Here is a 19,246-nt window from a genome sequence, read left to right on the forward strand (position 1 = left end):
GGCCACTCGGGAACCCCTCCTCAATTGCGGCGGCAATAGTAGTCAGAATTTTTTCTCATGTAAAGCTTAAATTTAAAATAATTACTAAAGTATTTTGTTAAGTGGTCGATTAACTATCAACAGGTTGTTTTATCGGTCTTTTTTTATGCAGATAGCGCATTATGCAAGCAGTTAGCCCTTTAGTTAACGAATTACAATTAGGCTCGCGTCTTAACTGTGCTGTTGAGTCGAATCGCCGCGGTGAATTTGCTTTATTGCTATCACTGTTGTCTGCTGACGCTCGTGATATGGCTCAATTTCAGACACCAGAGTTCAAAGACGAAGATTTGCGCGCCAAATTTGAACTAGGGGGAAGTCAGGCTTTAATAAAACGGCTCTCGAAAGATTCTCCGGTGACGAATAACAGCACGGCATTCCAAAATGGTGGCGTGACAGCTTTTAGATTGAATAATGCAATGGATGAAGAGGCTCTTGTGATCCGTGGTAATGAGCAACTGGACATGGAAGAAGTATTAGCTAACTGTGATAACCATGCCCGTAATCGATACCAGAATATTGCGATTGAACAGAGCGTAAAATCCACGCACTTCGTTGACCAGTTGGTAATGCAGCGACAAATGAGTGAATTAATTGCTCAAGCTTGAGAATGATCCCTTTGTTACACTCTAAGCTGATATATAATTAAGTCTTAATTATTAGTTTGAGAATCGGTAACATGAAAAATATTCAAAAAGCGCAGTCTGATTTAGTTAATGATACGTGTAATGATTGTGGTAGCTTTGTTGATGTTGGCGCTGTAATTGATGAGCACGACACCATTTTAGAGCTTACACTTACCGGCGAAAATGCGTCGACTTTAGCGAATGAGTTGGCTGAAAAAGCGAAAAACCGTTTCGAAGAGGTCGGTAGTGTCGTTACAACTCTCGGTGATGAGCTTATATTAACGCTAACATTCTCATTTAGTGCAGAAAAAATGATCTTTCAATTAGAGAATAGTTTGTAACTTAAGGCAGTAATTGTTGCTGCTGTAACGGCTTTTCGTGTATCTTATTGCACTATAAAAAATATAATTTAGGTTTGGTGCGAAGACGTCAAACCATTTGGTAGACCATTTGTTTACCGCTTTTTAGGATATCGAGTGAAGAAACATAGATACCAGAAATTGTTAGAACAAATTGTTAACTCGCAGGCTAAGCAATGTGGCGATTTTTCTGCCACTGCTAAATTGGCTGCTGAGTTGCTTTTAGAACAGCTCACTGTATCTCGAGTTGTTGTTTCTGGTTTAAATGAACAATCAAATATTCTTGAAAATGTATTTAGCACATCAATCTCTGCAGACGTTTCACGCCCATTGCCATCTCATTGCCCCGCTTTTGTAGAAGAGCTTAGGGTTAATCGCCATATCGCATCCGACAGCTGTATATCAGATCCGCGGCTTGTTGAACTTAATCCTTTCTATCGTCAACAGAACATAACAGCAGCTTTAGAAGTTGCTATACGGATCAATGGTCACCTAGAGGGAGTATTGAGCTTAGAACGCAACAGCGTACTATCGCCATGGCAAGAATCTGAAATCCAGTTAGCTTCTCAAGTTGCTGATCAGCTTGCGCTGACATTAGCGACTAAATACGCTTACGATAAAGACGAACGGTTAAAATTATTTTTGTCTGCAACGGAACAGTCAGATCAAATAATGATGGTGGTAAACCTCGCATCATCAACGATTGAATACGTTAATAACGCGCATTTTGTGTTAACCCAAAGACCCAAAGACCAGATCATTGGTCGGCCAGTACAAGATTTAGAATTCTTTAAACAATTCCCACAAGAAGCTGAAATTGTGCTGAGTAAAGCGAAAGCAGGGGAAAGCTCTGAAGAAGAGATTAAACTTGTTCGTCGCGATGGAAGCGACTATTGGGTGCGACTTTCTGTTAAACGCTTCATCTCAGAAAGAGGTAACCACTTTGCCTTAATCAATGCTGATAACTGTACAGAGCAACATCAACATCAAAGTGAATTGGAACGGCTAGCTTGGCGTTGTGGGTTAACGGGCTTATATAATCGAACTCACTTTGGCAGAGTGTTAGATAGAGCTAAAGAGGGTCATCTCGTTCTTATCGACCTTCGCGGTTTTAAACGCTTTAACGATACCTATGGCCATACCAATGGCGATTTAATGTTGGTAGAAGTTGCTAGACGAATTAGACATTTTGCAGAGATTAATCAGATAGAAGAAATAGCTCGAATTGGTAGTGATGAATTTGCAGTATTGATCAATGACTCACGTGACATAGGTGTGATCACTACCTTAATCGAACGTTTATACAACAAATTAGAAGTACCGGTTAGTATCGGTACCGAGCAAGTAGAACCGAAACCCGCTTTAGCAGCTGTTGATATTGCCTCTATTGAACAGCTATTCCCAGCACTAACTTGCGCAGATATTGCCCTGCAATATGCAAAAAGTAAGCAGGGTAGTGCCATACAAGTGTTTAACTCTGCTTTGCTGAATGCATTTAAGGATGATGCACAGATAGAGCGTGACTTAGCGGTGGCGATTAAAGGACGTCAGTTCGAGCTGTACTACCAGCCATTAAAAGACTTAAAGAAGCAGGCTTACATAGGTGCAGAAGCCTTGATCCGTTGGCACCATCCTAAAAAGGGGGTGTTATACCCTGGAGCATTTATTGATATTGCCGAGCAAACAGGACTGATCACTGATATCGGTTCATGGGTGCTTGAAGCTGCATGTAAACAGTTAAATTTATGGCAGCACCGTCAAATTGATATATCAATGCACGTAAATGTTTCCGCTAGGCAGTTTTTTAGCGGCACACTTTTTGAGCAAGTTTGGGAGTTAATAGGCCGATATCGTTTAAAACCTCATAGTTTGATACTTGAAATTACTGAAACCGAGCTAATGGAAGATATTCGTTCTGCCACTAATCTGTGCAACGAACTTGCAGAGTTAGGGGTGGGGCTCGCCATTGATGACTTTGGCACTGGTTATAGCTCAATGCGTTATCTCAAGCAATTTCCGATCAGTAAGCTTAAAATTGATCGCTCGTTTATATCAGATCTTACTGTTAGCCATGAAAGTCGTGAAATTGTCAGTGCGATTATCGCTATGGCATCAGCTCTCAATATCTCGCTGACAGCAGAAGGGGTTGAAACCAAAGAGCAGGAGCTTTTCTTAGCCGATCATCTATGTCACCAAGCTCAAGGTTTCTTATATAGCCCTGCGCTGAGAGTGTCTGAATTTGGTGAATTTCTAGAAGAGTCGTCAACATCAGTTCATTGATGGATTAACATTTATAGACAGCACTGTTTAAACTTCTTTTTACTGCCACAAACACATAGCTCATTTCGTTTTGGATATATAGGGTTATGTTGTACACCTTCAGTGTAATACCAACTACCATTTTCTTTAATAAAATCAGAACTCTCGTGTATGGCATCTAATCGATTCTTATCTTTAAACCAAGCTTGAAAAGTCACCTTGCCTCGTAGAGCTGATTCTGACGAAGAGATAACGTCTAAACTAAGCCAATTAGGTTGAGTACCTTCACTTAAGATCTGAGCTGTTAAGCCGTACAGGTGTTGTTGGTGATGAGTTTCAATTAGGTAACCAAAAAGTCCTAAATAAAAAGCAGTAAAGCGCGAGCGCATTAACTGCTCTGGATTAGATGCTTTCACCTTTTTTAAATGTAATGGCTCACAGCAGTGTTTGTAGTCTTTTCCTGAGCAACATGGACACTCTGTTACTGGGTCATTGTTTGGATTGGTCATCAAATTTAGGCTTTTCAAAGCTATTTAGGGCAGTAAATTGCCGACCATAATATAGGTTTGATGAAGGCTTGGCATTAAAATAAAAAGAAGCTTCAGCTCTATTGTTAGTATCTACGGTTAAATACCATTTTCCATCAGCTTTCTTTTTAGACACTGTGACGAATTTACCCGCAAATTCGCTAACCGGTTCACCTGCATCGACAGCAGGATGGAAGCGAATAAGGTAGTAGCCAATATCCGTTGCGCTTGAGCCTTCAATGTTTCTTTCGATGACTCTAAAGTCGACTTCTATTTTGGCATTTTTATGCTTTATCTTACCAAAAAAGGTTTTGTACAATTCAACAATATTATCACGGCCAACGGTAATCTCCTCACCTTGGCTTTCAGGGATATAGCACGCATCCTCAGAGTATATAGAGTGTAATCGGCTAACATCTAATTCATTAAATGCTTCATTGAAGTGATCATAAAGTTCATTCAACGCTTCGTTATCATTAGCGAAAGCGAGACCGATTGCCGATATATAGAGGCAAATAGCTAGCATTAAATGATTTATAGCTTTTTTAAACATGTATGGCTTCAAAACAGTAATTCCTACCATCACTATAATCGACCCTAAGATTGAACAAAAGAATTAGATCTTTACAAAGTGTGTAGATTTAATGTTAAGGCTATTAAGTGAACGAATTTAGTTCAAAAGGTTATTCATAGCACTTGCTTAGAGCGGTAGATAAATAACAATAAGATACAGTGATATTACTTAGCATAATACTGTGCAGCATTCGTTGTATTTGTACTCACTTGAGTCGTGGCGATTTGGATTATGCGTGTTGCTGGAGTAGACTAATTTGAGTTTAACGACCTGGTAGGAAATGGTGATGCAGGAACAAGATAAGGCAATGTTTATGGATGAGATGTCAGGCGTAACACCGATGAAAAATAATCTCACCAATGTTTCTGTCAACAGTATTAGCCCTACTGATTCACAACTACTGCGACGTAAAGAACTTGAAGCCAGTGAGTCTTTGCTGAGATTAACGTTAGATGTTAACCAAATCAAAGCGCTTGAACCAGAGCAGATAATAGGCTTCAAACGCGATGGTGTACAAAGCGCAGTGTTTGACAGGCTCAGCTGCGGTGGTTATAAGATTGCTAACGAAGTTGATATACATCCATTAAAGCTTGCTTTAGCCAGAGAGGTACTGTTTCAGTCGATTGAGCAGGCCATAGAGTTGGGGCAGAGAAGTATATTGGTTATTCATGGAAAAGGTGCCAGAAGTAAACCTATTGCAGCTTTGATGAAGTCCTTTACCGTTGCTTGGTTAACTCAAATTGACTCAGTGTTAGCGTTTCATAGTGCAAAACCGCATCACGGTGGAACCGGAGCGCTTTATGTCATGTTAACTAAATCGGCGCAAAAGCGAATTGAAACTCAAGAAGTTAATCACAAAGGTGCTAATGCGCGCTAATAGAGTGTAGAGCTTGCCAAGTTCGCATGTGTTCACTATTAGATAATTGTCGCTGTATTACTATCTAAAGTAACAAAAAGGCCATTTAAACTGATTTAAATGGCCTTTGCTGTATGCTAATACCTTAGCTTGTTTTTACCAACCACATTGGCGATTTGCCGTTTTGTTTTGTTCATCTAACCAAACTTGCAATGGCGCAAAGTAATCAAGTACTGCGTTAGCGTCCATCTCTTTGGTACCCGTAACTGCTGCTAGTGCTTCAGGCCAAGGTTTGCTTTGTCCCATTTCGAGCATAGTGTTTAGCTTAGCGCCAGCTTCTTTGTTGCCGTAAATGCTACAACGGTGTACAGGTCCGTTATCGCCAGCAATCTCACATAATGATTTATGGAATTGAAACTGTAGTATATGGGCTAGGAAATAGCGCGTGTAGGGTACATTGCCAGGCACATGATATTTTGCACCTGGATCAAAGTCTGATTCATTACGTGCAATCGGGGCTTTTACACCTTGATATTTTTCACGTAGGTCCCACCAAGCTTGGTTATATTGCTCAGGGGTGATCTCGCCGCTAAATACCTTCCAACGCCACTGATCGATCATTAATCCGAAGGGTAAAAAGGCGACTTTGTCTAATGCTTGCTTTAGCAGCAAGCCGATATCCTTTGAGGCGTCAGGCACTTCGTCAAGTAGTCCAATCTGTTTTAAATAGTTTGGTGTAATTGATAGTGCAACTGTGTCACCAATGGCTTCATGGAAACCATCATTGGCACTATTTTTAAAGATAAATGGTTGTTCTTTATAGGCGCGTTGATAGAAATTGTGTCCAAGCTCATGATGAATTACGGTAAAATCTTCAGCCGTTTTCTGGATACACATTTTAATGCGAATATCATCTTCGTTATCCAAGTCCCAAGCGGAAGCGTGGCAGACAACGTCTCTATCTTTAGGTTGTACAAATAAAGATCGTTCCCAGAAAGTATCTGGTAATGCTTCGAAACCGAGTGAAGTGAAAAAGCTCTCGGCTTGTTTAACCATTTTTACTTCATCATAGTTATGTTGTGCCAGCAGCTCAGTAACATCGTATCCTGGGTCAGCATCTTGCGGAGCGACTTGATCGTATACGTTGCCCCAGCTCTGAGCCCACATATTGCCTAATAGGTGAGCTGGAATAGCGCCAGTTGCAGGTGCTACCGTGTCACCATATTGCTCATTAAGCTCGCCGCGTACGTAACAATGCAGTGAGTCATAGAGAGGTTTAACTTGGCCCCAAAGGCGGTCTAATTCATTTGAAAAATCATCAGGTTTCATATCATATTGACTACGCCATAACTCTGATAAGTTCTCGTAGCCGAGATCTTGTGCACCTTCGTTTGCTAACTCGACTTCTCGCTCGAATAGTGGACGCATTGGTTTAGAGATTTCACGCCAGCCTTGCCAAACTTCAAGCAGTTCTTCGGGGTTGTTAGATTCGCCCATTATCGCTGACAGTTCAGGCTGGGTTAAACAGCGTCCGTCTTCAAAACAATATTTCCCTTTGCCGTATAGTCCATTTAGCTGGGCACTGATGTTGGCTAGCTCGGCATTTTTAGCTGGATCCAAAGGCGCTGGTAATACGATTGAACTGCGTAGTATGTTTAATTTTCTTTTGTCTGCAGGATCTAACGTTAGATCGGCATATTGAGCAGATTGGGTTGCTAGCTTGACAGAGGTACCGGTGTACTTCTCCGACACACTTGCTGAAAGCGCCGCAGTGTCTTCAGTAATAAAGTTACTGTAGATCCACTCGGAGCGATTTATCTCAATAGATAGATCAGCCATCGTAGATTCAGCATCAGTAATAAACTGTTTAGCTTCAGCTACTTTATCAACAGCAGGGGCATCAGTTGCTTCTGTTTTATTACAGCCTACTACGCCGAGTGAGATTGCTATCAATACTGATAGTTTAGAAACCTTGGTAAAGCTCATGTTCATCTGTCAAAATCCCTTGTTATTTTTGTGTTGCTTATTTTACTTATTTTGTTGCTGATTGATAGTGGCGAGGCATAGATGAAGAAAATAGCGTAGATATGTATGGTAAACAGGGTTTTTGTTTGACAAAAAGCAAGCGAGTGTTTAATTTAAACGAGTGTTTAAATTGAATTAATAAAGGCAACGGAATGGCAAATCGCTCCGATACAAAAACAAGAATACTGGATGCAGCAGAAAAGCTATTTGCAGAGAGAGGCTTCTCTGAAACTTCTCTCAGATTAATAACAAGTAAAGCTGAAGTAAACCTTGCATCAGTCAATTATCACTTTGGCTCGAAGAAAGAGCTGATTAGAGCGGTGCTAGCCCGTTATCTTGATGTTTTTATGCCAGCTGCTGCTGACGCTATTGTCGCGGTTCGTAGTGCCGATGCCAACGCTTCCCTCGATGATATTTTTTCAACACTGGTTAATCCTTTACTTGAATTAAACAAGCTTAGAGCTGAAGGAACAACAACCTTCCTTCAGCTTTTAGGACGAGGTTATATTGAGAGCCAAGGCCATTTACGCTGGTTTATCACGACACATTATGGCAAGTATTTAAGCCTATTCGTAAAGGCTGTTGGCGAAAGTACCCCACATATTCCTCCCGCAGAGATGTTTTGGCGATTACACTTTACCCTAGGTACCGTTGTTTTTACTATGGCATCAGCAGACGCGTTAACCGAGATTGCTGAGGCAGACTTTGGCGAACACAATGATATAGAAGCAGTTATCCGAAAAGTTATCCCATATTTGTCGGCGGGGGTTTCAGTTCCAGTTACTAAGGATGCAAACTAGAAATTATGTTTATTACGCTATTAATACTGTTAATCATCGCTGTGGTCGTGATTTTTGCGGTAAAGAACATCAGAATGCAGTTAATCACGCGACCAGTATTTAGTTTTTTTAAAAAAGTGCTACCACCTTTATCGGACACTGAGAAAGAGGCGATGGAGGCGGGTGACGTTTGGTGGGAAGGAGAACTGTTTAAAGGCAAGCCGAATTGGCAGATGCTGCATAGTTATGGCAAACCAGCGTTAACTTCGGATGAACAAGATTTTATCAATAATCAAGTTCAAACAGCGTTATCGATGATTGACGACTATGACATTGTCAGCAATAGAAAGGATCTACCGCCTGAGCTGTGGGAATACTTTAAAAAAGAGGGCTTCTTTGCGTTAATCATTCCTAAAAAGTACGGCGGGCGTGCATTTTCAGCGTATGCTAATTCAACGATTGTTAGCAAAATTGCCAGTAGAAGTGTCAGCGCAGCAGTAACCGTGATGGTGCCCAACTCGTTAGGCCCCGGTGAGCTATTAACTCATTATGGCACCACCGAACAAAAAGATTTTTGGTTACCAAAACTTGCTGATGGCCAAGCGATCCCTTGTTTTGCGCTTACAGGCCCAGAAGCGGGCAGTGATGCAGGTGCAATACCAGATACAGGCATTGTTTGTCGTGAAGAGTTTAATGGCGAACCAACCTTAGGTTTAAGGCTCAATTGGAATAAACGTTATATCACGCTTGCCCCGGTTGCCGATGTATTGGGTCTGGCGTTTCAAATGCACGATCCTGACGGCTTGCTAGGTGAACAAAAGCAGATTGGTATTACCTGTGCACTTATTCCTACCGACCATCCCGGTGTAGAAATTGGTCGACGCCATGACCCATTGCACTTGGCCTTTATGAACGGTACCACTCAAGGTAAAGATGTATTTATCCCACTCGATTGGATTATCGGTGGGCCGCAATACGCGGGTCGAGGTTGGAGAATGCTGGTTGAGTGTTTATCTGCCGGCCGTGGAATTTCATTACCGGCTCTATCTACTGCATTAGGACACATGGCGACTAAAACGACTACGGCCTATAGTGCGGTGAGACAACAGTTTGGCATGCCGATAGGTCAGTTTGAAGGGGTGCAAGAGGCACTTGCTCGGATCATAACTAATACATACCAGTTGGAAGCGGCGAGACGCTTAACAACCACAGGTATTGATCTTAATGTTAAGCCCTCTATCGTGACTGCAATTGCTAAATATCACATGACTGAGCTTGGACGAAATGTCATAGACGATGCGATGGATATTCAGTCTGGAAAAGGAATTCAACTGGGTCCTAAAAATTATCTAGGTAACGCCTATATTGCACTGCCAATTTCAATCACGGTTGAAGGCGCAAATATTCTTACCCGTAGTTTAATGATATTTGGCCAAGGCGCTACGCGTTGCCATCCCTATGTACTTGCAGAGATGGAAGCAGCTGGAATGGAAGACAAAGCTGCGGGACTAGAGCGATTTGATTCACTGCTTACGGGTCATATTGGTTATGCCGCTCGTAATGGATTTAGTGCTTTTAGTCATGCGTTAACGGGCAGTATTTTTGCTTCGTCGCCTGTGAGTGGTGAAACTAAGCGTTATTACAAGAGCATGACCCGCTTATCTGCAGCGTTAGCGATTATGTCTGATCTGTCGATGTTAATGCTCGGCGGTGATTTAAAACGTAAAGAGATGTTAAGCGCAAGATTGGGTGACGTTCTAAGCCAGCTTTACCTCGCATCAGCCACATTAAAGCTATTTGAAGATAATGGTCGTCAATTTGAAGATCTGCCCACAGTTAAACATGTGATGACAACCAGATTACACCTTGCTGCAAAAGCGTTAGATGAAGCGATTCGAAACTTTCCAAACCGCATCGTTGCAACTCTTTTGCGGGTATTAATCTTCCCGCTAGGTAACCACTTTAATCAAGCTGATGACAAATCATCTATAGAAGTCGTTAATTCGATGAGTAGTCCTGGTCCTGCTCGTGACAGATTGACTTTCCTGTGTCCTGATCTTGATAACGATGTTAGTGGTATCGCCGACGTAGAACGTGCATTTGTCGCTAAATATGAATGCAAAGAGCTATTTGTCCGTATGAAACAGGCTCAAAAAGAGGGCAGCTTAGCAAGAAAGTTAGCACCCCAAGCATTGTTTGACTCAGCGCTAGAAATTGACTTAATAAGCCAAGAGGAGCATCAACAACTGGTTGTTGCTAATGAACTAAGGTTAGCTGCAATAAATGTCGATGACTTTGAGGCGCTGTAATTTGTTCAAGACAATTACAATCTGCTGAACGTGACTCCTTATTAGGAAGCCATTGAATAACTTCAGTGGCTTTTTTTGGGTTTCTTTTTGGTAGTGACGAAAACAGAAAACGCTTGAAACTAGGGTATAAATCGCTGATGTAGGGCTATATGAATGAGGGAAGCAAGGCAGCGTTGTAACACATGGTGATGTATTTGTTTAAAAGACCAGAGAGTCAATGTAATGAATATATGGACTTAGTCGGTGTAAACGAGCAAAAGGCATCTATCGTCAGAGATGACAGCTTGATCTCTTTTGCATAAAAGCTTCAATAGCACTTTTATCGCAAGGGCTGATAATAAAAAAGCATGCCTGTTATTAACAGACATGCTTTTAAAAGGTATCGACAAGCCATTTAAATGGCGAGCAAATTAAGCTACAACGACAACCTTGCTAGTGTTAGTGCCACCAACCGTTTCCATTGCATCACCTTTAGTCATCATCGCCATGTCACCACTTTGTAGGTAACCCGCAGCAGCTAATGTTTCAAGTGCTTTTTGTGCAACAGCTTCTGGAGCATGAGCTGTTGAATCAAAGTAGACTGGCTGAACACCACGGTAAAGCGCCATCTTAGCAAGAGTCACTTCATGACGAGACATCGCAAAAATAGGCAGCGCCGAACTGATGCGAGACATCATTTGCGGTGTAGCACCAGATTCCGTTAATGCAATAATCGCTTTAATACCATCTAAATGGTTCGCTGCGTACATTGTAGAAAGTGCGATAGTTTCTTCAATCGTTGTGAACTGCTGATCAAGTCTATGCTTTGATACCTGCACACTTGGGTGAGACTCAGCACCTAAACAAACTTCAGCCATTGCTTTAACAGTTTCTTCAGGGAAGTCACCAGCGGCTGTTTCTGCAGAAAGCATAACAGCATCTGTACCATCAAGAACGGCGTTTGCAACGTCCATTACTTCAGCACGAGTTGGCATTGGGCTTGTTATCATCGACTCCATCATTTGAGTCGCGGTAATAACAGGCTTGTTTAGCTGACGAGAACGGCTAATCAGTTTCTTTTGCACTGCTACGAGCGCTGGGTCACCAATTTCAACACCTAGATCACCACGAGCAACCATTACTGCGTCAGAGGCAATGATCACATCATCCATCGCTTCGTCAGACACAACTGCTTCAGCACGTTCAACTTTAGAAACGATGAGTGCATTACTACCCGCTTCTTGCGCTAATTCACGAGCATAATTAAGATCTGCACCGCTACGTGGGAAAGAAACGGCTAGGTAGTCAACTTTAATTGCAGCAGCAGTGATAATGTCACGCTTATCTTTTTCAGTTAATGCAGCAGCAGATAATCCACCGCCTTGCTTGTTGATCCCTTTGTTATTAGACAAAGGACCCGCAACAGTAACAACAGTGTGAACCTTGTTACCCTCTACTTTTTCAACACGCAACTGAACACGACCATCATCAAGCATCAAAATGTCGCCTAGGCTGACATCTTTTGGTAACTCTTTATAGTCGATACCCACTTGATTCTCATCGCCTTCACCTTTTTCAAGATCGCCATCCAAGGTATAGGCTTGGCCTAAGGCTAGCTGTACCTTTTTGTTGTCTTTAAAAGTTGAAATACGAATTTTAGGACCTTGAAGGTCACCAAGAACAGCAACATGAACACCGAGCTCTTTCGCAATTGCTCGTGTGTCGTCTGCGCGTTTTTTGTGGTCTTCTGGTGCACCGTGAGAAAAGTTTAAGCGAACAACGTTAGCGCCGGCAGCAATAATGCGGCGTAGGTTGTCATCACGGTCAGTGGCTGGGCCCAAAGTTGTTACAATTTTGGTTCTGCGGAACATGACATACTCCGTTAAGTTTTAAAAAATTCTGACACTATATTAACAGACAATACCCTTAAATGTAGTAAAATTACGAACAAAATGATCTATCTCAAGTTTTTAATTTTGTGAACCCTTGCAACATTATTAGACTAAAGGACAGTCGAGCATTAACTAAACTGTCCTAAATCATGTCGAAAGCCACTTACAGAATGGGATCTTTGTCTATTCTTGATTCTTTCAATACTTCTTTAACACGCTTCAAATTCTCACGGAAACGAGGGCCTCGTCTTAGTGTGAATCCTGTCGCTAACACATCTATTATAACCAACTGTGCTAAACGTGAAGCCATTGGCAGGTACATATCAGTATCTTCAGGGACTTCCATCGTAACAGGCAGTGTACACACCGTAGAAAGCGGAGAGTTACGTGCAGTGATACCAATTACTGCTGCGCCATTCTCGCGAGCCAGTTTTGCTATATCAATGAGTGATTTAGTTCTGCCTGTATGGGATATAAGCACCACAACATCACCTTCATTACTGTTAATACAACTCATACGTTGCATAAGAACATCGTCAAAAGAGATGACCGGCACATTAAAGCGGAAGAATTTATTCTGTGCATCATGGGCAACAGAAGCTGACGCACCAAGGCCGAAGAAAGAAATTTTCTTTGCTTGAGTTAACACATCAACGGCCTTATTAATCGCGGCGGTATCGATGCTTTGTCTAGCAGTATCAAGCGATGCCATTGAAGATTCGAATATTTTCGTGGTATATGAATCAGGACTATCGTCCTCTTCGACATGACGACTGACGTAAGGCGTACCATTGGCTAGGCTTTGGGCTAAATGTAACTTAAAATCCGGAAACCCTTTAGTATCTAGTCGACGGCAAAAACGGTTCACTGTTGGTTCGCTGACATCAGCCATTTTGGCCAGTGTAGCTATACTAGAGTGAATCGCAGTTTGCGGTGAAGAAAGAATAACTTCTGCAACTTTACGTTCAGATTTACTAAAATGGGTAAGGCTTTTTTGAACCTTTTCTAGGGTATTCATATACGTACGTCCACTCAATAGTCATGTAGTTTTATTATATTTTTGTAGTGCTTTAGCAAGCTAAGCAGGTACAACACTGGCTAAACATTAAAGCTTGAATAAAATTATAAAGATAACAGGTACAAAGATGATAAAATTTAGTAATTTTATCACGAAAGCATATCAGAGATTGTGTCAAGTTGCCTAATAGACTGACTTGAAGTTTATTATAGAATTTAGATGCAATTACTAATTTCTGTTGTTATATTACAACAAACATGTGAAATCTCATCAAAAATGGTGGGACACAGGATCAAAAGGAGATTTTGAAGCTATGGGCATAACAACACCAGAAGCCAAAGCTTGTGATTTTGTTCTATTTGGTACTAAAGGTGACCTCGCTAAGCGAAAGTTACTACCGTCTCTATATCAGCTTGATAAAGCAAACCTACTCAATATAGATACCAAAGTACTGGGCGTTGCTAAAGATGACTTTACTCAAGAGGAGTATCGTCAACTTGTCACAACGGCACTGAAGACATTTGTAAAAGACGAATTATGTGAAGAGACCGTAAATCGCTTTTTAGATCGTTGTCATTATGTAGGAACAAACTTTACGGTTTCTGAAGGCTATAAGCCTTTTCACGATATATTAGAGCCTGAGAAAAGAGTGATGGTGAGTTACTTTGCTACGCCACCCTCAATATTCGGCGATATCTGTCGTTGCCTAAATGAACAAAATCTTATCTTCCCTGATTCTCGTGTTGTATTAGAAAAACCTATCGGCTCAGATCTCGCTACTTCTAAGATCATTAACGATCAAGTCTCCGCTTACTTCAATGAAAATCAAGTTTACCGTATTGACCATTACCTAGGTAAAGAGACTGTACAGAACTTACTGGCGCTAAGATTTGCTAACTCTCTGTTCGCTTCTAAATGGGATAACCGGACCATTGACCATGTGCAGCTAACCGTTGCTGAAGAGGTGGGTATTGAAGGGCGCTGGGGCTACTTTGATAAAGCGGGCCAGATGCGCGACATGATCCAAAACCATCTGCTACAAGTTTTGACTTTGGTTGCTATGGATCCTCCGGTTAACTTAGACGCCGATAATATCCGTGATGAAAAAGTGAAAGTGCTTAAATCACTACGTCCAATCAACTCTGATAATATTTACGAAAATACAGTACGTGGCCAATATTCAAGTGGGTTCCTAAAAGGTGCACCAGTACCAGGCTACTTAGAAGAAGAGGGCGCTAATGTTCAGTCAAACGCAGAAACTTTCGTTGCGCTTCGCGTTGATATCGACAACTGGCGCTGGGCAGGCGTTCCCTTCTATTTAAGAAGTGGCAAGCGTATGCCATTTAAGAGTTCTGAAATTGTGGTTTATTTTAAGAACCCCCCACACAATCTTTACAGCTCTAATTACCGTAATTTACCACCTAACAAGTTGACTATTCGTTTGCAGCCCCATGAAGGGGTTGAAATACAGATGTTGAACAAGGTTCCAGGCCTCGGTGAAAAGCAGCGTTTGCAAACGACTAAACTCGATTTAAGTTTCTCTGATACGTTTAAGAATGACCGTATTGCAGATGCATATGAGCGTTTATTGTTAGAAGCTATGTTAGGTAATCAAGCATTATTTGTGCGTCGTGATGAAGTTGAACAAGCATGGAGTTGGGTTGATGGCATTATCCAGGCTTGGGAAGAAACAGACGAGAAACCTAAGTCTTACCCAGCAGGTACATGGGGCCCAGTTGCTTCAGTCGCACTTATCACTAAAGACGGTCGTTCTTGGGACGAGTAGGGGATTGAGATGATTAAAGAAAGCGTTTTTAAATCCTTTGACAATAAAGCTGCCCTTGAAGCGCAACTTGCTGAACGGATCGCCAATCAATTGCAAGAAGCCGTTGATGCTAGAGGGAAAGCAAGTTTGATTGTTTCTGGTGGCTCGACGCCATTAAAGCTTTTTGAATTACTCAGTAAAAAAGCCATAGATTGGAACGATGTTTACATTACATTAGCGGATGAGCGTTGGGTCGATAACGATCACAGTGACTCTAACGAGCGGTTAGTTAGAAACAACTTGCTGCAAAGTCGAGCCGCTAGTGCCAAGTTTAGTGGCTTAAAAAATATGTACTCTACGCCTTATGAAGGTCAAATTATGACCTCTGAGCAGTTAGCACATTTTCCTAAACCATTTGATGTTGTTGTACTGGGTATGGGCAATGATGGGCATACATGTTCTTGGTTCCCATGCGCTGATGCAAAAGAACTTGAACATGCATTAACAACCGATGACTTGTGTGTGGCGGTCACCCCTGGTGAAGCACCACACCCACGTATATCGCTTTCAAAGGCTGGCATTCTTGCAAGCCGTCAAATCTATTTACATATCGTCGGTGAACAGAAACTAGAAGTTTACCGACAAGCACTGGCAGATAACGATAGCAGTGAAATGCCGATCAGAGCCGTACTCGATCAGCACAAAACACCCGTCGATGTTTACTGGAGCGCCTAAGGAGTAATTATGCACACCGTTGTACAGTCTGTGACAGACAGAATTATTGAACGAAGCAAAGATTCCCGCGCTAAGTACCTCGCGGCTTTAGATGATGCGAAAAATAGAGGCGTGCATCGTAGCGCATTGAGCTGCGGTAACTTAGCCCATGGTTTTGCTGCGTGTAATCCTGCTGACAAATCATCGATTAAGCAGTTAACCAAAGCTAACATCGGTATCGTTACCTCTTTTAACGACATGTTATCTGCGCATCAACCTTATGGCGAGTACCCAGATCTGCTTAAACAAGCGTGTAATGAAGTTGGTAGTGTTGCGCAAGTTGCTGGTGGCGTCCCAGCGATGTGTGACGGCGTCACTCAAGGCCAGCCTGGTATGGAGCTAAGTTTGTTAAGCCGTGAAGTCATTGCTATGGGCACCGCGGTTGGCTTGTCTCATAATATGTTCGACGGTGCATTGCTACTCGGTATATGCGACAAAATCGTTCCAGGCCTACTTATAGGCGCACTCAGCTTTGGTCATCTGCCAATGTTGTTTGTTCCTGCTGGACCGATGAAGTCTGGTATCCCTAATAAAGAGAAAGCGCGAATTCGTCAAAAGTATGCTCAAGGTGAAGTCGACAGAGAAGCGTTACTCGATGCCGAGTCAAAATCTTACCACAGTGCAGGAACTTGTACTTTCTACGGTACAGCAAATAGCAATCAGTTAATGCTTGAAGTGATGGGGCTGCAACTGCCAGGTTCATCTTTCGTCAATCCGGATGATCCATTACGTGAAGTGTTAAGCAAAACGGCCGCTAAGCAGGTATGCCGCTTGACCGAAATGGGAACGCAGTACACGCCTATTGGACATATCGTCTCTGAAAAATCAATCGTCAATGGTATTGTTGCACTTTTGGCAACAGGTGGTTCTACTAACTTGACCATGCACATTGTAGCTGCCGCTCGCGCTGCTGGTGTCATCATTAACTGGGATGATTTCTCAGAATTATCTGATGCGGTGCCACTGCTAGCTCGTGTTTATCCAAACGGGCATGCTGACATTAACCATTTCCACGCTGCTGGTGGCATGGCGTTCTTGATTAAAGAACTGCTCGATGGCGGACTATTACATGAAGATGTTGAGACTGTGGCAGGCTTTGGGTTGAAGCGTTACACCCAAGAGCCACAGATCCGCGATGGTGAATTGACGTGGGTTGATGGTCAGCAAACAAGTTTAGATTCGGAAGTGTTAACCAGCTTAGACAGCCCTTTCCAAGCTAACGGTGGTTTAAAGCTACTTAAAGGTAACTTGGGTCGAGCAGTGATAAAAGTCTCTGCAGTCCAAGAGCAGCACCGCATCGTTGAAGCTCCAGCTGTTGTTATCGATGATCAAAACAAACTTGAAGCGATTTTTAAAGCGGGCGAGTTAGATAAAGACTGCGTAGTGGTTGTAAAAGGCCAAGGGCCAAAAGCTATTGGTATGCCTGAACTGCATAAACTAACCCCTATCTTAGGTACGCTGCAAGATAGAGGTTTCAAAGTAGCACTGCTTACCGATGGCCGCATGTCTGGTGCATCGGGCAAAGTACCTGCTGCTATTCACTTAACACCAGAAGCGTTGGATGGTGGCATGATTGCCAAGATCCACAATGGTGATTTGGTCAGAGTCAATGCTGCTACGGGTGAGTTAAGTCTTCTCGTTGATGAAGCTGAACTGCAGGCAAGAACGCCTGAAAAGGTCGATCTACAAAAGACAAGCTATGGCATGGGACGAGAACTCTTCGGAGCACTAAGAGCTAGCTTAAGTAGTCCTGAAACCGGTGCTCGCAGTACTAGCGCCATAGATGAAATTTATTAAAGACAAAGGAAGAGTAACGCAATGCTTGAGAATAACTGGTTAATTCAACCACAAGATATTTTTAATCGCAGCCCTATTGTTCCTGTCATGGTGATCAATAAGATTGAACATGCTGTGCCATTGGCTAAAGCACTTGTTGCTGGTGGTATTAGCGTATTAGAAGTGACTTTACGTACTGATTGCGCGCTTGAAGCTATCAGCAAAATAGCTAAAGAAGTGCCGGAAGCATTAGTAGGCGCGGGTACTATTTTGAATGAAGCACAGCTTGCACAGGCAGTGAATGCTGGTGCGCAGTTTGTTATTACCCCTGGTGCAACGACTGATCTGCTAAAAGCTGCTATGGCTGGCACGACGCCGTTAATACCTGGTGTAGCAAGTATCTCTGAAGTGATGGAAGGGATGGCACTTGGTTATACCAACTTTAAGTTTTTTCCTGCCGAAGCTTCAGGTGGCGTGAATGCACTTAAGGCTTTCTCTGGACCACTAGCTGACATACGTTTTTGCCCAACAGGTGGGATCACTCCGAGTAGTTACAAAGACTACTTAGCCCTTAAAAATGTAGATTGTATTGGCGGTAGTTGGATTGCGCCAACAGATGCAATGGAGCAGGGTGATTGGGATAGAATCACTGCGCTATGTAAAGAAGCCATCGGCGCACTTTAAAAGCTATCTATCGCAAGCCTTATTATAGATATGGTTGCGAGCAACTAAAAAAGCTACCTTGAGGTAGCTTTTTTTATGCCCAATAAATATTATTTAGCTTTAGAGCCTGAATAAGCGAATGGGGCATCCACTTTCCAAACTCTGTAGCGTACTTGGCTGTTTTCTGGCAAATAAATAACTTTAGGTAAGCGGCTGTCATAAGGTATTTTTAAACTGCCTTGAATAGGTAAAAACTGTTCAGTTAATGCTTTGTCAAAGCAAGCCATCATTGTGCTTGGGCCTTCATTAATCGTATCTACCTGGTAATAGTTGTAGCCCCAGCCCTTCACAGAAAATTGCTTTAACTCACCAGTAAGACCATGTTTATTGCAATCAACCATTTTAGTTTGACCTATCTGGATCTCAAGCATGTAATCTGCTTCATTATCTAATGTGTCTAGGGTCAATATGTGTTGCACCTGCCCTTCTTTTGGAGCTGGAAACATTTTAGAGGCTTCTTGTGAGACATAGTTCGTCGCTGAATAGGCTTGAGCTTTAATCATAGGTTGTACCATCTCGTCAGGTTTTACTGGTGAGGTGGCGCTAACAGAAAAAGTCGCTGCAGTGAGAAGAAGGCCTGATGCCAAGGTAAAAATACGTACTTTATTGTTAGAAAATGAGTTGAAAATCATATTGGCTCCAAAATATAAATGAATATGCTAACTTGCGATACTTCTACTAACGGCATTAAAACCAAAAGGGGTTAAATATTACTTAATTATTTATAGTTTATTTCCATTTCTTATAAAAACCAACTAAAACAAAACACTATGTGTTTGTTCCATTGCCTGTTTAATGTTAATTGCCACAGAAAAACTGGCTTTGTTCAGCATAGGTTACAAAAATAGACATTTATTTTTACGTTAGGTCACATCTTTTTAAAATTTTTGTTGTCGTTACACTCATATTGCTGAAATAATAGTTTGATAATCAAAATATCTATTTCTGGAGATAGTTGGTGTTCAAGCT

General features: G+C 42.0%; 16 protein-coding genes. 10 read left to right on the forward strand and 6 right to left on the reverse strand.

Annotation, left to right across the window (positions count from 1 at the left end; genetic code table 11):
* Positions 1-161 precede the first annotated feature (161 nt).
* The 3 genes from AB4135_RS16750 to AB4135_RS16760 all read left to right on the forward strand — a co-directional run bounded on the left by AB4135_RS16750 (position 162) and on the right by AB4135_RS16760 (position 3,301).
* Positions 162-644: a VC2046/SO_2500 family protein gene (locus AB4135_RS16750; protein ID WP_371994608.1), complete on the forward strand. Its 483-nt coding sequence runs from the start codon at positions 162-164 to the stop codon at positions 642-644.
* Between the two features lie 71 nt (positions 645-715).
* Positions 716-1,003 (forward strand): DUF406 family protein, encoded by a 288-nt coding sequence (locus AB4135_RS16755; RefSeq protein WP_371994609.1) that lies wholly within the window; start codon positions 716-718, stop codon positions 1,001-1,003.
* Between the two features lie 135 nt (positions 1,004-1,138).
* Positions 1,139-3,301, forward strand: coding sequence for a putative bifunctional diguanylate cyclase/phosphodiesterase (locus tag AB4135_RS16760; protein ID WP_371994610.1), 2,163 nt, complete (start codon positions 1,139-1,141; stop codon positions 3,299-3,301).
* An 11-nt stretch (positions 3,302-3,312) separates the two neighbouring features.
* Here AB4135_RS16760 and AB4135_RS16765 read toward each other — a convergent pair whose 3' ends face one another.
* Positions 3,313-3,789, reverse strand: a complete 477-nt coding sequence (locus AB4135_RS16765) for a YchJ family protein (protein WP_371994611.1) — start codon at positions 3,787-3,789, stop codon at positions 3,313-3,315.
* Entirely contained in the window at positions 3,770-4,360 is a 591-nt protein-coding gene (locus tag AB4135_RS16770; protein WP_371994612.1) for a nuclear transport factor 2 family protein, read from the reverse strand. The genes AB4135_RS16765 and AB4135_RS16770 overlap by 20 nt, the downstream gene beginning before the upstream one ends.
* A 307-nt stretch (positions 4,361-4,667) precedes the next feature.
* Here AB4135_RS16770 and smrA point away from each other — a divergent pair, with 307 nt between their 5' ends.
* Positions 4,668-5,258 carry a DNA endonuclease SmrA gene (gene smrA / locus AB4135_RS16775; RefSeq protein ID WP_371994613.1) on the forward strand — a complete coding sequence of 197 codons (591 nt, stop codon included), beginning with the start codon at positions 4,668-4,670 and terminating at the stop codon, positions 5,256-5,258.
* Between the two features lie 135 nt (positions 5,259-5,393).
* Here smrA and AB4135_RS16780 read toward each other — a convergent pair whose 3' ends face one another.
* Complete coding sequence (locus tag AB4135_RS16780; RefSeq protein ID WP_371994614.1) at positions 5,394-7,229, reverse strand: M2 family metallopeptidase; 1,836 nt, start codon at positions 7,227-7,229, stop codon at positions 5,394-5,396.
* A gap of 185 nt (positions 7,230-7,414) precedes the next feature.
* On the opposite strand from AB4135_RS16780, the gene AB4135_RS16785 reads away from it, so the two are divergent.
* Together AB4135_RS16785 and AB4135_RS16790 are read left to right on the forward strand one after the other, a co-directional pair.
* Positions 7,415-8,062, forward strand: coding sequence for a TetR/AcrR family transcriptional regulator (locus AB4135_RS16785; RefSeq protein ID WP_371994615.1), 648 nt, complete (start codon positions 7,415-7,417; stop codon positions 8,060-8,062).
* Between the two features lie 5 nt (positions 8,063-8,067).
* Positions 8,068-10,350 carry an acyl-CoA dehydrogenase gene (locus AB4135_RS16790; RefSeq protein WP_371994616.1) on the forward strand — a complete coding sequence of 761 codons (2,283 nt, stop codon included), beginning with the start codon at positions 8,068-8,070 and terminating at the stop codon, positions 10,348-10,350.
* Positions 10,351-10,760: 410 nt separating this feature from the next.
* On the opposite strand, the gene pyk is transcribed toward AB4135_RS16790, so the two are convergent.
* Together pyk and AB4135_RS16800 are read right to left on the reverse strand one after the other, a co-directional pair.
* Positions 10,761-12,200, reverse strand: a complete 1,440-nt coding sequence (gene pyk / locus AB4135_RS16795; protein WP_371994617.1) for a pyruvate kinase — start codon at positions 12,198-12,200, stop codon at positions 10,761-10,763.
* A 184-nt stretch (positions 12,201-12,384) separates the two neighbouring features.
* Entirely contained in the window at positions 12,385-13,239 is an 855-nt protein-coding gene (locus AB4135_RS16800) for a MurR/RpiR family transcriptional regulator (RefSeq protein WP_371994618.1), read from the reverse strand.
* A gap of 313 nt (positions 13,240-13,552) precedes the next feature.
* Between AB4135_RS16800 and zwf the strand changes: the two genes are divergently transcribed.
* From zwf to AB4135_RS16820, 4 genes are read left to right on the forward strand one after another with little or no spacing between them, the layout of a single operon-like run.
* Complete coding sequence (gene zwf / locus AB4135_RS16805; RefSeq protein WP_371994619.1) at positions 13,553-15,025, forward strand: glucose-6-phosphate dehydrogenase; 1,473 nt, start codon at positions 13,553-13,555, stop codon at positions 15,023-15,025.
* Between the two features lie 9 nt (positions 15,026-15,034).
* Positions 15,035-15,739, forward strand: a complete 705-nt coding sequence (gene pgl, locus AB4135_RS16810; protein ID WP_371994620.1) for a 6-phosphogluconolactonase — start codon at positions 15,035-15,037, stop codon at positions 15,737-15,739.
* 9 nt (positions 15,740-15,748) lie between these two features.
* A complete protein-coding gene (gene edd, locus AB4135_RS16815) occupies positions 15,749-17,575 on the forward strand; it encodes a phosphogluconate dehydratase (protein ID WP_371994621.1) in 1,827 nt (608 codons plus the stop codon).
* Between the two features lie 21 nt (positions 17,576-17,596).
* Positions 17,597-18,238, forward strand: coding sequence for a bifunctional 4-hydroxy-2-oxoglutarate aldolase/2-dehydro-3-deoxy-phosphogluconate aldolase (locus tag AB4135_RS16820; RefSeq protein WP_220737856.1), 642 nt, complete (start codon positions 17,597-17,599; stop codon positions 18,236-18,238).
* Between the two features lie 89 nt (positions 18,239-18,327).
* On the opposite strand, the gene eco is transcribed toward AB4135_RS16820, so the two are convergent.
* The gene (gene eco, locus AB4135_RS16825; protein WP_371994622.1) at positions 18,328-18,909 is read right to left on the reverse strand and encodes a serine protease inhibitor ecotin; all 582 of its coding nucleotides are present in this window, start codon (positions 18,907-18,909) and stop codon (positions 18,328-18,330) included.
* Positions 18,910-19,246: the final 337 nt, after the last annotated feature.

The organism is Shewanella sp. 10N.286.54.B9 (assembly GCF_041468565.1).
GTDB lineage: Bacteria > Pseudomonadota > Gammaproteobacteria > Enterobacterales > Shewanellaceae > Shewanella.